This is a genomic window from Acidovorax sp. FJL06 (genome assembly GCF_003852545.1).
Lineage (GTDB): Bacteria > Pseudomonadota > Gammaproteobacteria > Burkholderiales > Burkholderiaceae_C > Acidovorax.
This window is the reverse complement of the sequence record NZ_QAJR01000017.1, coordinates 170,582-186,866: the sequence shown is the minus strand read 5'-3', so window position 1 is coordinate 186,866 and position 16,285 is coordinate 170,582. Positions and strand designations below refer to the sequence as shown.

Genomic DNA, 16,285 nt, shown 5'->3' with positions numbered 1-16,285 from the left:
CGCTGATATGACCACGACCTCCCTCACCCCCCGCACCGGCGGCCAGATCCTGGTGCAGCAGCTCATCACCCATGGTGTGAAGCAGCTTTTTTGTGTGCCCGGCGAAAGCTACCTGGCCGTGCTGGATGCCCTGCACGATGCCGACATCGGCGTGACCGTGTGCCGCCAGGAGGGCGGTGCGGCCATGATGGCCGAGGCGCAGGGCAAGCTCACGGGCCAGCCCGGCATCTGCTTTGTGACGCGGGGGCCGGGTGCCACCAATGCATCGGCCGGTGTGCACATTGCGCACCAGGACTCGACCCCCATGATCCTGTTCGTGGGCCAGGTGGCGCGCGGCGCCATGGGGCGCGAGGCGTTCCAGGAGCTGGACTACAGCGCCGTCTTCGGCACCATGGCCAAGTGGGTGGTGCAGATCGACGACCCGGCGCGCGTGCCCGAGCTGATCTCGCGCGCCTTCCATGTGGCCACATCGGGCCGCCCCGGCCCGGTGGTGGTGGCGCTGCCCGAAGACATGCTGACCGAAGCCGCCACGGTGGCCGACGCGCTGCCCTACCAGGTGACGGAGACCCACCCCGGCGCCGCGCAAATGGCCGAGCTGGTGCAGCGCCTGCAAGCCGCCAAAAGCCCGGTGGCGATTCTGGGCGGCAGCCGCTGGTCTGAGCAGGCGGTGCGCGAGTTCGCGGCGTTTGCTTCAGATTGGTCGATTCCCGTGTACTGCTCGTTCCGCCGCCAGATGCTGTTCCCGGCCACGCACGCCTGTTACGGCGGCGACCTGGGCCTGGGCGTCAACCCCAAGCTGCTGGCGCGCATCAAGGCATCCGACCTGGTGCTGGTGGTGGGTGGGCGCCTGTCTGAAGTGCCGTCGCAGGGCTATGAGCTGTTCGACATTCCCATCCCCGCGCAGCCTTTGGTGCATGTGCATGCCGATGCAGATGAACTGGGCAAGCTCTACCGCCCCACGCAGGCCATCCACGCCACGCCGCAGGCATTCACCGCCGCGCTGACCGCGGTGCGCCCCACAGCCCCCGTGCTCTGGAAGGCCCACACCGAAGCTGCCCACGCTGAATACCTGGCCTGGAGCGATCCGGCCCCTATCCGTATCCCCGGCAATCTGCAGATGGGCGAGGTGATGCAGCACCTCAAGGAGGTGTTGCCGGCCGACACCATCTTCTGCAACGGCGCGGGCAACTTTGCCACCTGGGTTCACCGCTTCTGGCCCTTCACCACCTACGCCAGCCAGCTGGCGCCGACCAGCGGCTCCATGGGCTACGGCCTGCCCGCTGGGGTGGGCGGCAAGCGCCTGTGGCCGCAGCGCGAGGTGGTGGTCTTCGCGGGCGACGGCGACTTCCTGATGCACGGCCAGGAGTTCGCGACCGCCGTGCAATACGGTCTGCCCATCCTCGTGGTGCTGCTGGACAACGCCATGTACGGCACCATCCGCATGCACCAGGAGCGCGAGTACCCGGGCCGCATCAGCGCCACGCAGCTCAAGAACCCCGACTTCAAGGCCTACGCCCAGGCCTTCGGCGGCCATGGCGAGCGCGTGGAGCGGACGGAAGACTTCGCCCCCGCGCTGGCCCGCGCGCGCGCCAGCGGCCTGCCCAGTGTGTTGCACTGTTTGATCGACCCGGAGGCGATCACGCCCACGGGGACGCTACAGGGCATTCGGAAAGCGGCGTTGGCCAAGCAGTGACGGCGGCCTGGCGGTAGCGCAGAGGGGCGTGGCTGCACGCCTGTCATGCCGCCGCGCACAATAGCGGCCGTGATTCTCCCCGCGCCCGATTTCCCTGACCACGAGCCGTCCCCTGGCGCCCAGACCGGGCACCCGGGGCATAAGCTGCGCCGCATCGCCCACCTCGACATGGACGCCTTCTTTGCGTCCGTCGAACTGCTGCGCTACCCCCAACTCAAGGGCCTGCCCGTGGTCATCGGTGGCGGGCGGCGCAAGGTGGATGAGCTGCTGCTGCGCGGCCCGGATGGCACCGAAGAGCGCGAGCGGCGCTTCATCCCGGTGGAGGACTTCCCGCTGCTCAAGGACTACGTGGGCCGGGGCGTGATCACCACCGCCACCTACCCTGCGCGGCAGTTCGGCGTGGGCTCGGCCATGGGCATGATGAAGGCGGCCAGGCTGTGTCCGCAGGCCATTGTGCTGCCGGTGGATTTCGACGAGGTGCGCCGCTTCTCGCGCGCTTTCAAGAGCACCATCACCGACATCGCGCCGGTGATGCAGGACCGGGGCGTGGACGAGGTCTACATCGACTTCACCGACGTGCCCGGCGGCCAGCGCGAAGGCGGGCGGGTGCTGGCGCGGCTCATCCAGAAAAGCATCTTCGACGTGACCGGGCTCACCTGCTCCATCGGCGTGGCGCCCAACCGGCTGCTGGCCAAGATGGCGAGCGAGTTCAACAAGCCCAACGGCATCTCCATCGTCTACGAGGACGACCTGCAGGAAAAGATCTGGCCGCTCAACGTGCGCAAGGTCAACGGCATCGGCCCCAAGGCGGGGGAGAAGCTGGCGCGCCTGGGGGTGGAGACCATTGGCCAGCTGGCGGCGCAGGACCCGCAGTGGCTCATCGGCCATTTCGGCAAGTCCACCGCCGCCTGGATGCACCGCGTGGCCTGGGGCCGCGACGACAGCCCCGTGGTGACCGAAAGCGAACCCGTGAGCATGAGCCGCGAGACCACGTTCGACCGCGACCTGCACGCCGTGCGCGACAAGGCGGAACTCTCGGCCATCTTCACCGACCTGTGCCTGCGCCTGGCCGAGGATTTGCAGCGCAAGGGTTATGTGGCGCGCACCATCGGCATCAAGCTGCGCTACGACGATTTCAAGATCGCCACGCGCGATCACACCGCAGACCTCTACACGGCCGATGGCGCCACCATCCGCCAGCTGGCGGGGCAGTGCCTCAAGCGCGTGCCGCTGGACAAACGCCTGCGGTTGTTGGGGGTGCGGGCCAGCACGCTCGCGCGCCTGGGGGAGGCTCCGAGCCCCCAACCTTCTGCGCGTGGTGGCCGCAGGGAGGTGGGCGGTGCCCATGGCGCCGCCGGCACCACGGCGCCGCTGTTCTGATACTGGTATGCGTTCAAAAGGATATCAGTCCGTTCACGCTCAATCCGTCGAAGCGCCGCGCGAGGCGCAGGCCGGCTCAGCCCGAACGGTTCTTGTTTGTTGAACGCAAACGGGTATGAGGCGGCCCCCCGCTTGCGCGCCAGCTTGTGCGCTTGACGGATTCTTACTCGTAACTTACATTGAGTCACCCGTTTTCCGGGAGATTCCCATGACGCTGAACGAGCTGCAACGCATCAAGCAATGGCATGTTGCGCACAAGGCCGACCACCCGCTGGAGTACCACCTGTGGGACCTGGTGCTGACGCTCTGGGTGCTGGGCTGGGTGGGCTGGTATCCCATTTGTGCCTTTGGCGAACCGTGGACTGCCCCGGTGTGCCTGGTCGGCATCTTTGTGCCCAGCCTGTATGTGACCTGGCGCACGCGCGCGCACCTGCGCCACACCCTGCGGTGCGACTGGATTGATGTCGAGGGGCGGGGGCGCTGAGTCCTGGCCGCCAAGACCGCTGCCCGAAGGGTTGGAGCGAAATCGGGCGACAAGGCCGCCCCGGCTGCTTGCATGGGCATGAGCCCATGCGGCGCATCCGAGGCATCCACTCCTCCCGATTGCGCCCCAACGCGATCCCCTGCGAGATCGTAAACAGGCTCTTATTCCGTCTTCAAACCATCCGTGTCGTTGTTGCTTCGCACTTGCCGTGCTACAGCACTGTCTGCGGCTTCGCGCCTGGACACGCATGATTTGGAAATGGAATTACTGGCGCGCCGTGCGCACGTTGCGCGGCAGGCCCTGCGGGTGGCTGGTGCGCAGGGGGTTGATGTCCAGGCCGCCGCGGCGCGTGTAGCGCGCATACACCGTGAGCTTGATGGGTTTGCAGCGGGCCCACAGGTCCATGAAGATGCGCTCCACGCACTGCTCGTGGAACTCGTTGTGGTTGCGAAAGCTCACCAGGTACTGCAGCAGGCCTTCCTGGTCGATCTGGGGGCCGCTGTAGCTGATCTGCACGCTGCCCCAGTCGGGCTGGCCTGTCACCAGGCAATTGCTCTTGAGCAGGTTGCTGGTGAGGGTTTCGGTCACCGGAGCTGCATTGAATTCGGCGGTGAGCAGTTCGGGGGCGGGCTGGTAGCGCGTGCATTCCACATCCAGCCGGTCCAGGCTCAGGCCATCGAGCTCGTGCACGGGCTCCTGGTCGAACAGTTCGGGCGCGATGAGCTTCACGCCCACGGTGGCCGGGTGTTCGGCGCCGCGCCACACGGCTTCGCTGATGTCGGTGCGGATGCGGGCCTGCACCTCGGCCATGTCGGCAAAACGCGTGTTGTTGAAGCTGTTGAGGTACAGCTTGAACGACTTGCTCTCGACGATGTTGGGGGTTTCGCAGGGCACGGTGATGTGCGCGAGCGCCACCTGCGGCTTGCCGCGTGCATTCAGCCACGACAGCTCGAACGCCGTCCACAGGTCGGCGCCGAAGAAGGGCGCAGCGCCGGCGATGCCGATCTCGGCCCGCTTGCCCGCGCGGGGGATGGGGAACAGCAGCGAGGCGTCGTACTGGTCCACGTAGGCCGATGCCTTGCCAAGTTGGGATTGTTCTGGTGTGTTCGTGCTCATGCGATGCCTGCAATTATTACTACTGTTTTGATAGCTGGTAGCGCTTGATGGATAAGCGCTAGGGCCTGTTTTTATTTGAACTCTCGTTCGCGCATCCACTTGGTGGCGATCCACTTCTCACCCGCGATCACGGGCGCGCCGCCGTGCAGGGTGCGCGTGGAGGCGTGGGGGCGTTCGTAGCTGAAGAACACGGCGTTGCCGCGCTGCGGGCCGACCTCGACATGCACGTCGGGGAAGGTGGTGCCGCCGCCCTTTTCGGGGGTGTTGAGGTACATCACCAGGGTGCCCACGCGCTGGCCGCCGCGCTTGAGGATGGTGGCGGTGCCCGGCTCGCCCGGGTCGAAATAGTCGTAGTGCGGCTTGTATTCGGCACCCGGGCGGTAGTGCAGCACCTGCAGGCCTTCACCATTCTCGATGGGCCAGTCGAGCAGGCGGGCGATGCGCTCCTCGATGCGCTGGATCAGCGGGGTTTCGCCGCGCTGGAAGAACATGCCGTCGCTGGTGCGGTCATCGTTGACCTCTTCGCCGCCCGTTTTGGTGGCCACGGTGAGCGAGCGCGCCAGGCGGGGCTCGGCGGCGGTGATCAGCGCATCGCATTCCTCGGGCGACAGCAGGTTGCCAAACACCACGATGCGGGGCTGGGCCATGGCCAGCAGCACGTTCACGGTACGGTCGCCGCAGTCCACCTGCGCGGGCGATGCAGCGAGCTGCGGTTCTGGCACGGGCACGGCAGGCGGCAGGCCCTGCTGCACGGCCAGCTCGTTCAGGTGGTCCTGCAGCGTGATCTCCAGCGCGTCGGCGGCCACGTCTTCGTCCCAGCCCGCATCGCGCATGGACTGCAGCACCACGGGCGCGGCGTGGCCAGCCTGGGCCTGCTCGATGATCCAGCGGCGCAGCTCGGGCGTGATGGCCTGCCGCGCCGTGCTGTGGGCGCGTTGGGCGGTGGCGGTGCTGTCGGAATGCGTGTCAGAGCGTGATGCCATGGCGGTCCTTCAACGGGGTGCGGGTGGGGAGCGAAACAAGGCGCAATTTACGCGGCAGGTGCCGCCTTGCGCCGGAACACCAGACGCTCCGGGTCAGATGATGCCGGGGCAAAGGCATAGCCGTCCAGATCAAAACCTTCGAGCTGGTGCGGCGTGGCAATGCGGTGGGTGATGGCGTAGCGCGCCATGAGGCCGCGCGCACGTTTGGCAAAGAAGCTGATGATCTTGTAGTTGCCGCCCTTCCAGTCCTCGAACACGCATTCGACGACGCGGGCCTTGAGCGCCTTGCGGTCCACGGCCTTGAAATACTCCTGCGAGGCGAGGTTGACCACCACGGGCGTGGTGTCGGCCCGCAGCCGGGTGTTGAGGTGTTCGGCAATCTGGCTGCCCCAGAACTGGTAGAGGTTGTTGCCCGCGCCGGTGGCCAGGCGTGTGCCCATCTCCAGGCGGTAGGGCTGCATGCGGTCCAGGGGCCGCAGCACACCGTACAGGCCACTCAGGATGGCCACATGGTTCTGTGCCCAGCCCAGGTCTTCAGGGCCCAGGCTGCGGGCTTGCAGCCCCTCGTACACATCTCCGTTGAAGGCCAGCACCGCTTGGCGCGAGTTGGTGGCCGTGAAGCGGGGGCGCCAGGCCTGGTAGCGCGCCACGTTCAGTGCCGCGAGGGTGTCGCTCAGCTCCATCAGCGAGGCGATTTGCTGCGGGGACTGCGTGCGCAGCACCTCGATGAGGGCCGTGGATTGCGCCACGAACTGGGGCGTGGTGTGCGGCAGGCCTTCGGGCAGGGGCGTGTCGTAGTCGAGCGATTTGGCGGGGGACAGCAGGAACAGCATGGGGGAAGGCCGGAAGCTTCGTGGATGGCAGTGGGTGGGGGCTGTGGCTGGTGGTGTGGTGGGTGGCAGCCCGTGCCGGGCGGGCCATGGAGGCAGCGGCGATGGCCGCTGCACCGGCCAGTCCCCGCCACCCTTGACCACCTTTGACCACCTTTGACCATGGGCCCGAAATAGTACCCGCTGGCATGCAGGCCTTGGCTGCCGACGGGTATTGGCAGCGGCCCGCCAAAAAAAGAAGGCGGCCGGGGCCGCCTTCTAGGGGGCTGTGGCCTGGGGGCCACAGCCGGTGGGTGCGCCGTTCTCAGGCGGCAGGGGGCTGCTCAAAAGGCAGCGCCATGGCCGACAGGTCGCGGCGGGTTTCCACGAGCACCAGCGGGCCTTCGTCCAGCACCACCAGCGGGGGGCGTTCGCGGGGCACGTGGATGGGCTTGGGTTCGGCGGCGATCGCGGCCTGCACGGCAGCGATCTTGTCCGCGTCGGAGTTCACCCATTGCAGGCCCGACGACGCAGCCACTTGCTGCAGGGCATCGACCGGCAGCGTGAATGCCTGCACGCGGGGCAGGCCGCCCTGGGCGGCGGCGGGCGCTGCCGGTGCCACTGCGGCGGGCGTGGCCGGGGCGGCTGCCATGACAGGGGCGGCGGCTGCCACGGGTGCAACCGCTGGTGCTACAGGGGCTGCCACCGGGGCCGTGGCAGGTGCGACGGCTTCGGCGGGCGCTTGCGCAGCGGCTGCTGCTACCGCCGGAGCGGCGGGCGCAGTGGCCGGGGCATTGAAGTAGCTGCGGCGTGGTGGCTCGTCCTGGGGCGCGGCTGCTGGGGCTGCTGCAGGCTCGGCCTGGGTGGGGTCGAAGTCCAGCATGGCCGGTGCGGCGGCGGCTTCGGCACCATTGCCGTCGCGGGGGCCCCGTTCGCCGCGTTCACGGCGGTCACGGCCATAGCGGTCGCGTGAGCGGCGCTCGCGGCGCTGCTCTTCACCGGCCGCGCCCTGACCATTGCCGTTGCCGGGGGCGTCATTGCCGCTCAGGTCCAGGTCGGGCAAGGCGGCCAGGGGCGCAGTGTCGGCAAAGTCGCCGGGCACGGCAGGGGCCGTGGCTGCTGCGGCTTCCTGGGCTTCCACGGCGCGGGGTGCGCGGTCGCCACGGGGGGCGCGGTCACCACGTTCGCGGCGGGGGCCACGTTCACCACGCGGTTGCTGGGCTGGCGCGCCTTCGGTGCCGGCGCCCTGGTTGCCTGGGCCTTCCACCTGCGCGGTGGCGGCGGCGTTGTCGCCGTTCAGGCCCGCATTGTGTTGGCGTGGCTCGGCATCGCGGCGGCCACGGCCACCGTCGCGTCCATCGCGTCCGTTGCGGCCACCGCCTTCGCGGCCCTCGCCCTCGGGGCGGCGGTCGGTGTCACGGGGGGCTCGGTTCTCGGCATCGCGGGGCGTGCGGCCTTCGGCCGGGCGTTCGCCACGGCGGCCCCGGCTTTCGCTGTTGCCACCCTCGCGGTTGCCGTCGCGGCCTGCTTCGCGTTGGCCATCGCGGCCACCACTGCGGCGGCCACGGCCTTCGCTGTTGCGGCCTTCGCGGCGGGGCTCACCACGGCCTGCGGGCTCGGTGGCTGGCGCAGGTGCGGGGGCTGCCACGGGGGCGGGCGCGGCAGCGGGGGTGCTGCCAAAGCCGAACAGGCTCTTGAGCCAGGCAAAGAAACCTTGCTCAGGCGGAGCGGCCGGAGCAGGCGCTGCCACCGGGGCCGGTGCAGGCGCTGGCGCTGGCGCGGCACCACCGCGTTGCGGTTGGCCGGCGCGCTGTGGGCGGGCCGCGCCTTCGGGGCGGGGCTCGACCTGCGGAGCGGGTGCGTCAGGCAGCACGCCCTTGATCACCGGGGTTTGCTTGTTGGTGGGCTCCTGCGAGCGGCGCGTCACGGCCGTGGGGTCTTCCACTTCTTCGGCGAGCTTGTAGCTGGCTTCGATGTGGTCCAGGCGCGGGTCGTCGTGCTTGAGGCGTTCCAGGCGGTAGTTGGGGGTTTCCAGCGTCTTGTTGGGCACCATCAGCACGGCCACGCGCTGCTTGAGCTCGATCTTGGCGATCTCGGTGCGCTTTTCGTTGAGCAGGAACGAGGCCACTTCCACCGGCACCTGGCAGTGCACGGCGGCCGTGTTGTCCTTCATCGATTCTTCTTGAATGATGCGCAGGATCTGCAGCGCCGACGATTCGGTGTCGCGGATATGGCCCGAACCGCCGCAGCGGGGGCAGGGGATGGACGAGCCTTCGGACAGCGCGGGCTTCAGGCGCTGGCGGCTCATTTCCATCAGGCCGAACTTGCTGATGGTGCCGAACTGCACGCGGGCGCGGTCCTGGCGCAGTGCGTCGCGCAGGCGGTTTTCGACCTCGCGGCGGTTCTTGCTCTCCTCCATGTCGATGAAGTCGATCACGATCAGGCCGCCCAGGTCGCGCAGGCGCATCTGGCGGGCCACTTCGTCGGCGGCTTCCAGGTTGGTGCGGGTGGCGGTTTCTTCGATGTCGCCGCCCTTGATGGCGCGGGCCGAGTTCACGTCCACGCTGACCAGTGCTTCGGTGTGGTCGATCACGATGGCGCCGCCCGAGGGCAGGCTCACGGTGCGAGCGTAAGCCGATTCGATCTGGTGCTCGATCTGGAAGCGGCTGAACAGGGCGGCGTCATCGCGGTAGCGCTTCACGCGGGCGGCATGCTCGGGCATGACGTGCGCCATGAACTGCTGCGCCTGTTCGTAGATGTCGTCGGTATCGATGAGGATGTCACCGATGTCGTTGTTGAAGTAGTCGCGGATCGCGCGGATGACAAGCGACGATTCCTGGTAGATGAGGAACGCGCCCCGGCCACCCTTGGCGGCGCCGTCGATGGCGTTCCAGAGCTTGAGCAGGTAGTTCAGGTCCCACTGCAGCTCGGGCGCGGTGCGGCCAATGCCGGCAGTGCGCGCGATGATGGACATGCCGTTGGGGTACTCCAACTGGTCCATCGCCTCTTTCAGCTCGGCGCGGTCCTCGCCCTCGATGCGGCGCGACACGCCACCACCCCGGGGGTTGTTAGGCATCAGCACCACGTAGCGGCCGGCCAGGCTGACGAAGGTGGTCAGGGCCGCGCCCTTGTTGCCACGTTCTTCCTTTTCGACCTGGACCAGCAGCTCCTGGCCTTCCTTGATGACTTCGTTGATGCGCGCCTGGCTGGGCGAGACGCCGGGGGCGAAATACTGGCGCGAGATTTCCTTGAACGGCAGGAAGCCGTGGCGGTCTTCGCCGTAGTCGACGAAGCAGGCTTCCAGCGAAGGCTCGACGCGCGTGACGACGGCCTTGTAGATGTTGCCCTTGCGCTGTTCGCGCCCTTCGATCTCGATTTCGTAGTCGAGGAGCTTTTGTCCGTCGACGATGGCCAGGCGCCGTTCTTCGGGCTGCGTGGCGTTGATGAGCATCCGCTTCATGATGCGATTCCTTCAGTGTTTCGCGGACAGCAGCGGTGCAGCCGACCTGACCCACAGGGACGGGCTGCGCGGGCTGCCGCCCACAGTTTCCAAACCAATACAACAAGCTCTACAGGAGCTGTGAATGCCTGGACTGACGCGTCGAAACGAAGGGAATTGCCGGAGATGCCAATGATCTGCCGCGCTCTAGCGCAGCATCGGGAGGCAGGGGCGCGTGGATGGGGGCGAGTGGTAGGAGCGCAGTTTTGCTAGCAAAAGAGTAGCTGGTTGCGCTTGCTGGCTGGGCGCTGAAGGCGATTTTGAGCATGCAGCCAAAGGCCGCAGCCTCCGCCACAGGGTCTCTATCCATGCCATCAACAACCACATGCTCGCTTCGATCCGCTGGCAGGCTGCACCCGGGTAGGGAACATCTGCCAGCTTGGGGGATTCCGTATCAGTGTTTCAATCTGTCAGCCCGCCGCGTGGCATGCGGGCCACCACAGGCATCTGGCCTGCAATCTGCGCGCACGACACCCGCTGGCATCGACCTGCCTGCACAATGCAACGGGTTGTGTGGACTAAACTCCAGACAAATCAACCACTTACATGACAACGCGCAGGTGAAACACATTATAGGGGCCAAACCGCCCGTCGCTCCTGCGGGCCTTCCCGCAGCCCGCATGGTGGAAGTCGATGAAGACTCCGCAGGCCAGCGGCTCGACAACTTTTTGATACGCCACCTGAAGGGCGTGCCCAAAACGCATGTCTACCGCATCATCCGCAGCGGCGAGGTGCGCATCAACAAGGGCCGCGCCAGCGCCGACACCCGGGTGGAGGCGGGCGACCAGGTGCGCCTGCCACCCGTGCGGATTTCCGACAAGGTGGCTGAAAAAGCCGAGCGCCCGGCGCCCGCGCGCGAATTCCCCATCCTGCTCGAAGACGAGCACCTGATCGCCATCGACAAGCCCGCCGGTGTGGCGGTGCACGGCGGCAGCGGCGTGAGCTTTGGCGTGATCGAACAATTGCGCCAGGCGCGCCCGGGCGCCAAGTTCCTGGAGCTGGTGCACCGGCTGGACCGCGAGACCTCGGGCATCCTGCTGGTGGCCAAGAAGCGGTCAGCGCTCACTCACCTGCAAGACCAGTTCCGCGAGCGCGAGACGGGCAAGACCTACCTGGCGCTGGTCACGGGCACCTGGCCGGCCAACAAGAAGGTCATCGACCTGCCGCTGCACAAGTACCTGCAGGCCGACGGCGAGCGCCGCGTGCGCGTGACCACGGCCGACGACCCGGACGGCATGCGCTCCATCACCCTGGTCAATGTGCGCAGCACGGCGGCGGCCCGGCCGGAACAGGGCCTGCCTGTGATGTCCTTGCTGGAAGTGACCATCAAGACCGGCCGCACCCACCAGATCCGCGTGCACCTGGCCAGCCAAGGCCACGCCATCGTGGGCGACGACAAATACGGCGACTTCGACCTGAACAAGCGCCTGCAGAAGCAGGGGATGAAGCGCATGTTTTTGCATGCGTGGCGGTTACAGTTCAACCACCCCGCCTCGGGCGAGCGTGTGCAGCTGAATGCCGAACTGCCCCCCGAGCTGGCCGAATTTGTCTCCCCCGCCTGACGATCCAGCGCGAAGAACCCCCTCCATGTCCGCCAAAACCTTTCGTCCGCGCCGCTTCGACCTCATCGCCTTTGACTGGGATGGCACGCTGTTTGATTCCACCGCCATCATCGTGCGCTGCATCCAGGCGGCGGTGCGCGACGTGGGCGGCACCGTGCCCACCGACAAGGAGGCGGCCTATGTGATCGGCATGGGGCTCATGCAGGCCCTGGCCCATGCGGCCCCCGATGTGCCGCCCGAAAAATACACCGAACTGGGCAACCGCTACCGCTTCCACTACATCCAGCACCAGGACGACCTGAGCCTGTTCGAGGGCGTGTTGCCCATGCTGAACGATTTGCGCGAGCGCGGCCACCTGCTGGCCGTGGCCACGGGCAAGAGCCGGCGCGGGTTGGATGAGGCGCTGCATTCGGTCGATCTGCGGGGCGTGTTCGATGGCTCGCGCACGGCCGACCAGACCGCCGGCAAGCCCCACCCCCTGATGCTGCAGGAGCTGATGGCCGACTTCGACGTGGCGCCTGGGCGCCTCTTGATGGTTGGAGACACCACCCATGACCTGCAGATGGCCGTCAATGCAGGCTGTGCGGGGGTGGGTGTGAGCTATGGCGCCCACGAGCCCGATGCCTTCCATGCGCTGAACCCGCTGTCGGTGGTCCATTCGGTGCGCGAGCTGCACGACTGGCTGCTGCAGCATGGCTGAAGCCCCTGGCCCGGCCCGGGCCGACGAACCCATGACCACGCCCCCCGAGCAGTCCCTTCCTCTGTGCAACAGCGCCGACCTGGTCGATGGCGGTCTGGCGGTGGCGTTTGATGTGCGGTATGCGGGGCAGACCTGCCGGGCCTTCGCCATCCGCTACCGGGGCGTGCCCCATGCCTACCTGAACCGCTGCACCCATGTGGCGATGGAGATGGACTACCAGGAAGGCCAATTCTTTGATGACACCGGCCAGTGGCTGCTGTGCGCCACCCATGGGGCGGCCTACCTGCCCCACACGGGCCAATGCGCAGGAGGCCCCTGCCGGGGCGGGCTGGTGAAAATAGTTTTGTCGGAAAGCGAGGGTGTGGTGCACTGGCATACTGCATACAACCTGCAACCCCCAGAGTTCTAGAAAACCCAGATGAATGGCCCTTGTGTGCTGTCGCCTGGTGCCCGCCAGCGCAGCGTGCGGGCACCAGCAGCAGCGGCGCAATGCCCAGGACGCATGACATGACAGACCCCCAGCAGCCCGGTTCTTCGGGCTTTGAGCCCCACAACAACCCCGCGCCCGATCTGTGGGCGCAAGCAGCTACGAATTCAGGAGCCCCTGTGAGTGATTCTTCGCGTGAACCCGGCTGGGAGCGCGCCACGCTGGAAAAGCTGGCCTTTGCCGCCCTCAACGAACAACGCAGCGCCCGCCGCTGGAAGATCTTTTTCCGCCTGGCCTGGCTGGTGCTGATCGCCGGCATGGCGTTTGTGGTCTTGCGCCAGGCCTCGCCCAGCACCAGCAAGAGTGCGCCGCACACGGCCGTGGTGGACATCAAGGGCGAGATCGCCAGCGGTGCCGAGGCCAGCGCCGAGTTCGTGGTGGCCGCCATGCGCAGCGCGCTCGAAGACGAGGGCTCGCAGGCGCTGGTGCTGCTCATCAACTCGCCCGGCGGCAGCCCCGTGCAGGCGGGCATCATCAACGACGAGATCGTCCGGCTCAAGGCCAAGCACAACAAGCCGATCTACGCCGTGGTGGAGGAAACCTGCGCCTCGGCCGCGTACTACATCGCGGCGGCGGCGGACGACATCTATGTGGACAAGGCCAGCATCGTGGGCAGCATCGGCGTGCTGATGGACGGCTTTGGCTTCACCGGCATCATGGACAAGGTGGGGGTGGAGCGCCGCCTGCTCACGGCCGGTGAGAACAAGGGTTTCCTCGACCCGTTCAGCCCCCAGACCGAAAAGCAGCGCGCCTACGCGCAGACCATGCTCGACCAGATCCACCAGCAGTTCATCGCCGTGGTGAAAGCCGGGCGCGGCGACCGCCTCAAGACCACGCCCGACACCTTCAGCGGCCTGTTCTGGACGGGCCAGCAGGCCGTGGAAATGGGCCTGGCCGACAAGCTGGGCACCCTGGACTATGTGGCGCGCGAGGTGGTGAAGGCCGAGGACATCATCGACTACACCCGCCGCGACAACGTGGCCGAGCGCCTGGTCAAGCGCTTTGGCGCGGCCATCGGCGTGGGCGCGGTGAAGTCGCTGTCTGTGGCCGGGCCCCAGTTGCGCTGACCCGGTTCAGCCTGGCCCTCGGGCCACTCGCACCCCATGCCCCGGGCGGAGATTCCACCCGGGGCATTTTGTTTTTATGTTGGCATATTGGTGCTGGCGCCCGCGCAGTCAGCGGTAGAAGCTATCAAAAAGATAGCTATTCCATGCGCATGTGCCACGCTCAGCGCCCCAGCGCAAAAACGAAAGGCGTGCGGTTGTCGGGCGGTGCCGGTTGCTGGCGCCATTGGCGCACTGGCTGGCTCTGGACATGGGCCTGCGGCAGTGTCAGCCCGCCTGCCAGTGCCAGGCGGGTGTGGGGCTGCAGCGTCTGTACCAGCGCTTGCCACAGGGCTGCGTTGCGGTACGGGGTTTCGATGAAAAGCTGGGTCTGGCCGGTGCGCAGCGCGATGCCCTCCAGCTCCTTGATGCGCTGGGTGCGTTCCTGTGCGTCTTGCGGCAGGTAGCCCACAAAGGCGAAGTTCTGCCCATTGAGGCCGCTGGCCGCCAGGGCGAGCAACAGCGACACCGGGCCCACCAGGGGCGCCACGCGCAGGCCCAGGTCGTGCGCGGCACGCACCACGGACGAGCCGGGGTCGGCCACGGCGGGCATGCCGGCCTCGCTGACCAGGCCGATGTCGTGGCCCGCCAGCGCAGCCGCCAGCAACGGGCGGGCGTCGAATGGGGCCGAGCCCTTGTCGCCGTGGTCGCCTTTTTTGTGAACTTCGCGCGGCAGTTCGGTGATCTGCTGTTGCTGCAGGGGTGCGGCCAGGGGGTGCAGGGCGTCGATGCGCTTGAGATAGGCGCGCGTGCTCTTGGCGTTCTCGCAGACCCAGTGGGTCAGGCGGGCGGCCGTCTGCAGCGTGCTGGCGGGCAGGGTGTCCTGCAGCGGCGCCTGGGTGTCGCAGCCAAAGTCGAGCGGGGCGGGCACCAGGTACAGCGTGCCGAGGGGGGCGGTGCTCATGGCAATACCAGCCCCGCAGCGCGCAGCATGCGGCAGGTGCGGATCAGCGGCAGGCCGATGAGGGCCGTGGGGTCGTCGCTGTGGATGGCGTCCAGCAGCGCAATGCCCAGGCCTTCGCTCTTGGCGCTGCCGGCGCAGTCGTAGGGTTGTTCGGCGCGCAGGTAGCGCTCGATTTCTTCGTCGGACAGGGCGCGGAACCGCACTTCCACGGGGGCCAGGTCCACCTGCTCAAAGCCGGTGGCGGCGCACACCACGGCCACGGCGGTCTGGAAGACCACGGTCTGGCCGCGCATCTGGCGCAGCTGCTGCACGGCCCGTTCGTGTTCGCCGGGTTTGCCCAAGGGCATGCCGGCGAGGTCGGCCACCTGGTCGGAGCCGATCACCACGGCCCCGGGATGCTGCTGCGCCACGGCGCGTGCCTTGGCCAGCGCCAGGCGCAGGGCCAGCGCACGCGGGGCTTCGCCGGGCAGAGGGGTCTCGTCCACATCCGGGGCTGCGACCTCAAAAGGCAGGTTCAGCCGCTCGAGCAATTCACGCCGGTAGCGCGAGGTGGAGCCCAATACCAGAGGGCGCTGCAGGGAGGGGGATTGATGCATGCGCCGATTCTCTTACACTGCCGCCATGACCAAGGAATTCTCCCCGCAGCGCCTGGACGTGAAAGCCTTTGCACAGGCGGGCGGACGGCTGGCGGGCCACGACTCGCTGCTGAAGTACGAACGCCTGGCCCAGGAGGCCAAGGGCCTGCACCCCGACCTCCTGGTGGACTGGGAGGCGGTGGGCGAAGTGCGTACCGCGCTGGGCGGCATGGGGCAGGTGTGGCTGCACATCAAGGTGCGTGCAAGCTTCCCCATGGAATGCCAGCGCTGCATGGCCCCCGTGGACGTGCCGCTGGAGGTGGACCGTGCGTTCCGTTTTGTGGCGGACGAGGCCACGGCCGAGGCGCTGGACGATGAGAGCGAGGAAGACCTGCTCGCCCTGAGTCGCGAGTTCGACCTGCATGAACTCATCGAGGATGAGCTGCTGATGGCCTTGCCCGTGGTGCCCAAGCACGACGAGTGCCCTGCGGCTGTGCCACTGGCTTCGTCCGACGACGATTTCGAAGAAGCAAACGCCGAAAAACCCAATCCCTTTGCCGCGCTCGCTGCATTGCGCAAGGATGACAAGGGGTGATTGGGTGACCCGAAAATCATTTGGGTTATAATCGAGGGCTTCACGCGAATCCCATCGTGTCTTTTGGGCTGATCGCGTTTTTACCAACCTACTCAAGATCAGGAGCCATCATGGCCGTTCAGCAAAACAAAAAGTCCCCTTCCAAGCGCGGCATGCACCGCTCGCACAATGCCCTGAACGTGCCAGGCATTGCTGTGGAACCCACCACCGGTGAAACGCACCTGCGCCACCACATCAGCCCCAACGGTTTCTACCGTGGCCGCCAGGTGCTGAAGAACAAGTCTGAAGCCTGATTTCAGCCTCCACCAAGGCCCGCAACTACTTTGCGTAGTGCGGGCCTTTGTTTTGACCGTCGTATTTTTCTTCCGGCCCCAGCCGTTGGCCGGACAAGTCGC

Annotated in this window: 15 protein-coding genes; 9 read left to right on the top strand and 6 right to left on the bottom strand. The window is 67.1% G+C overall.

Features of this window, described 5'->3' with window-relative positions:
- The first annotated feature begins 7 nt into the window (after window positions 1-7).
- The 3 genes from DBV10_RS11030 to DBV10_RS11020 all read left to right on the top strand — a co-directional run bounded on the left by DBV10_RS11030 (window position 8) and on the right by DBV10_RS11020 (window position 3,557).
- The gene (locus DBV10_RS11030; protein WP_124513501.1) at window positions 8-1,693 is read left to right on the top strand and encodes a thiamine pyrophosphate-binding protein; all 1,686 of its coding nucleotides are present in this window, start codon (window positions 8-10) and stop codon (window positions 1,691-1,693) included.
- Window positions 1,694-1,861: 168 nt separating this feature from the next.
- Window positions 1,862-3,073, top strand: a complete 1,212-nt coding sequence (locus DBV10_RS11025) for a DNA polymerase IV (RefSeq protein ID WP_233589892.1) — start codon at window positions 1,862-1,864, stop codon at window positions 3,071-3,073.
- A 208-nt stretch (window positions 3,074-3,281) separates the two neighbouring features.
- Window positions 3,282-3,557, top strand: a complete 276-nt coding sequence (locus DBV10_RS11020) for a hypothetical protein (RefSeq protein WP_124513499.1) — start codon at window positions 3,282-3,284, stop codon at window positions 3,555-3,557.
- Window positions 3,558-3,821: 264 nt separating this feature from the next.
- On the opposite strand, the gene queF is transcribed toward DBV10_RS11020, so the two are convergent.
- From queF to DBV10_RS11000, 4 genes are all read right to left on the bottom strand, one after another.
- Window positions 3,822-4,673 carry an NADPH-dependent 7-cyano-7-deazaguanine reductase QueF gene (queF, locus tag DBV10_RS11015; RefSeq protein ID WP_124513497.1) on the bottom strand — a complete coding sequence of 284 codons (852 nt, stop codon included), beginning with the start codon at window positions 4,671-4,673 and terminating at the stop codon, window positions 3,822-3,824.
- A gap of 71 nt (window positions 4,674-4,744) precedes the next feature.
- On the bottom strand, window positions 4,745-5,656 hold the full coding sequence (locus tag DBV10_RS11010; RefSeq protein WP_199740086.1) for a 2OG-Fe(II) oxygenase: 912 nt from the start codon (window positions 5,654-5,656) through the stop codon (window positions 4,745-4,747).
- A gap of 47 nt (window positions 5,657-5,703) precedes the next feature.
- Window positions 5,704-6,489 (bottom strand): peroxide stress protein YaaA, encoded by a 786-nt coding sequence (yaaA, locus tag DBV10_RS11005; RefSeq protein ID WP_124513495.1) that lies wholly within the window; start codon window positions 6,487-6,489, stop codon window positions 5,704-5,706.
- 301 nt (window positions 6,490-6,790) lie between these two features.
- A complete protein-coding gene (locus tag DBV10_RS11000) occupies window positions 6,791-9,925 on the bottom strand; it encodes an Rne/Rng family ribonuclease (RefSeq protein WP_124513493.1) in 3,135 nt (1,044 codons plus the stop codon).
- Window positions 9,926-10,524: 599 nt separating this feature from the next.
- On the opposite strand from DBV10_RS11000, the gene DBV10_RS10995 reads away from it, so the two are divergent.
- The 4 genes from DBV10_RS10995 to DBV10_RS10980 all read left to right on the top strand — a co-directional run bounded on the left by DBV10_RS10995 (window position 10,525) and on the right by DBV10_RS10980 (window position 13,780).
- Window positions 10,525-11,526 carry an RluA family pseudouridine synthase gene (locus DBV10_RS10995; RefSeq protein ID WP_124513491.1) on the top strand — a complete coding sequence of 334 codons (1,002 nt, stop codon included), beginning with the start codon at window positions 10,525-10,527 and terminating at the stop codon, window positions 11,524-11,526.
- A gap of 25 nt (window positions 11,527-11,551) precedes the next feature.
- Window positions 11,552-12,226: an HAD family hydrolase gene (locus tag DBV10_RS10990; RefSeq protein ID WP_124513489.1), complete on the top strand. Its 675-nt coding sequence runs from the start codon at window positions 11,552-11,554 to the stop codon at window positions 12,224-12,226.
- 31 nt (window positions 12,227-12,257) lie between these two features.
- The gene (locus tag DBV10_RS10985; RefSeq protein WP_124513625.1) at window positions 12,258-12,635 is read left to right on the top strand and encodes a Rieske 2Fe-2S domain-containing protein; all 378 of its coding nucleotides are present in this window, start codon (window positions 12,258-12,260) and stop codon (window positions 12,633-12,635) included.
- 98 nt (window positions 12,636-12,733) lie between these two features.
- The gene (locus DBV10_RS10980) at window positions 12,734-13,780 is read left to right on the top strand and encodes a S49 family peptidase (protein ID WP_124513487.1); all 1,047 of its coding nucleotides are present in this window, start codon (window positions 12,734-12,736) and stop codon (window positions 13,778-13,780) included.
- Window positions 13,781-13,940: 160 nt separating this feature from the next.
- Here the strand turns inward: DBV10_RS10980 and DBV10_RS10975 are convergent, their stop codons facing one another.
- Window positions 13,941-14,720: an SAM-dependent methyltransferase gene (locus tag DBV10_RS10975; protein ID WP_124513485.1), complete on the bottom strand. Its 780-nt coding sequence runs from the start codon at window positions 14,718-14,720 to the stop codon at window positions 13,941-13,943.
- Window positions 14,717-15,316 (bottom strand): Maf family nucleotide pyrophosphatase, encoded by a 600-nt coding sequence (locus tag DBV10_RS10970; protein WP_124513483.1) that lies wholly within the window; start codon window positions 15,314-15,316, stop codon window positions 14,717-14,719. Before DBV10_RS10970 ends, DBV10_RS10975 begins: the two co-directional genes overlap by 4 nt.
- Before the next feature lie 25 nt (window positions 15,317-15,341).
- Here DBV10_RS10970 and DBV10_RS10965 point away from each other — a divergent pair, with 25 nt between their 5' ends.
- Together DBV10_RS10965 and rpmF are read left to right on the top strand one after the other, a co-directional pair.
- The gene (locus DBV10_RS10965; protein WP_124513481.1) at window positions 15,342-15,890 is read left to right on the top strand and encodes a DUF177 domain-containing protein; all 549 of its coding nucleotides are present in this window, start codon (window positions 15,342-15,344) and stop codon (window positions 15,888-15,890) included.
- Between the two features lie 110 nt (window positions 15,891-16,000).
- Window positions 16,001-16,183, top strand: coding sequence for a 50S ribosomal protein L32 (gene rpmF, locus DBV10_RS10960; RefSeq protein WP_005794249.1), 183 nt, complete (start codon window positions 16,001-16,003; stop codon window positions 16,181-16,183).
- Window positions 16,184-16,285: the final 102 nt, after the last annotated feature.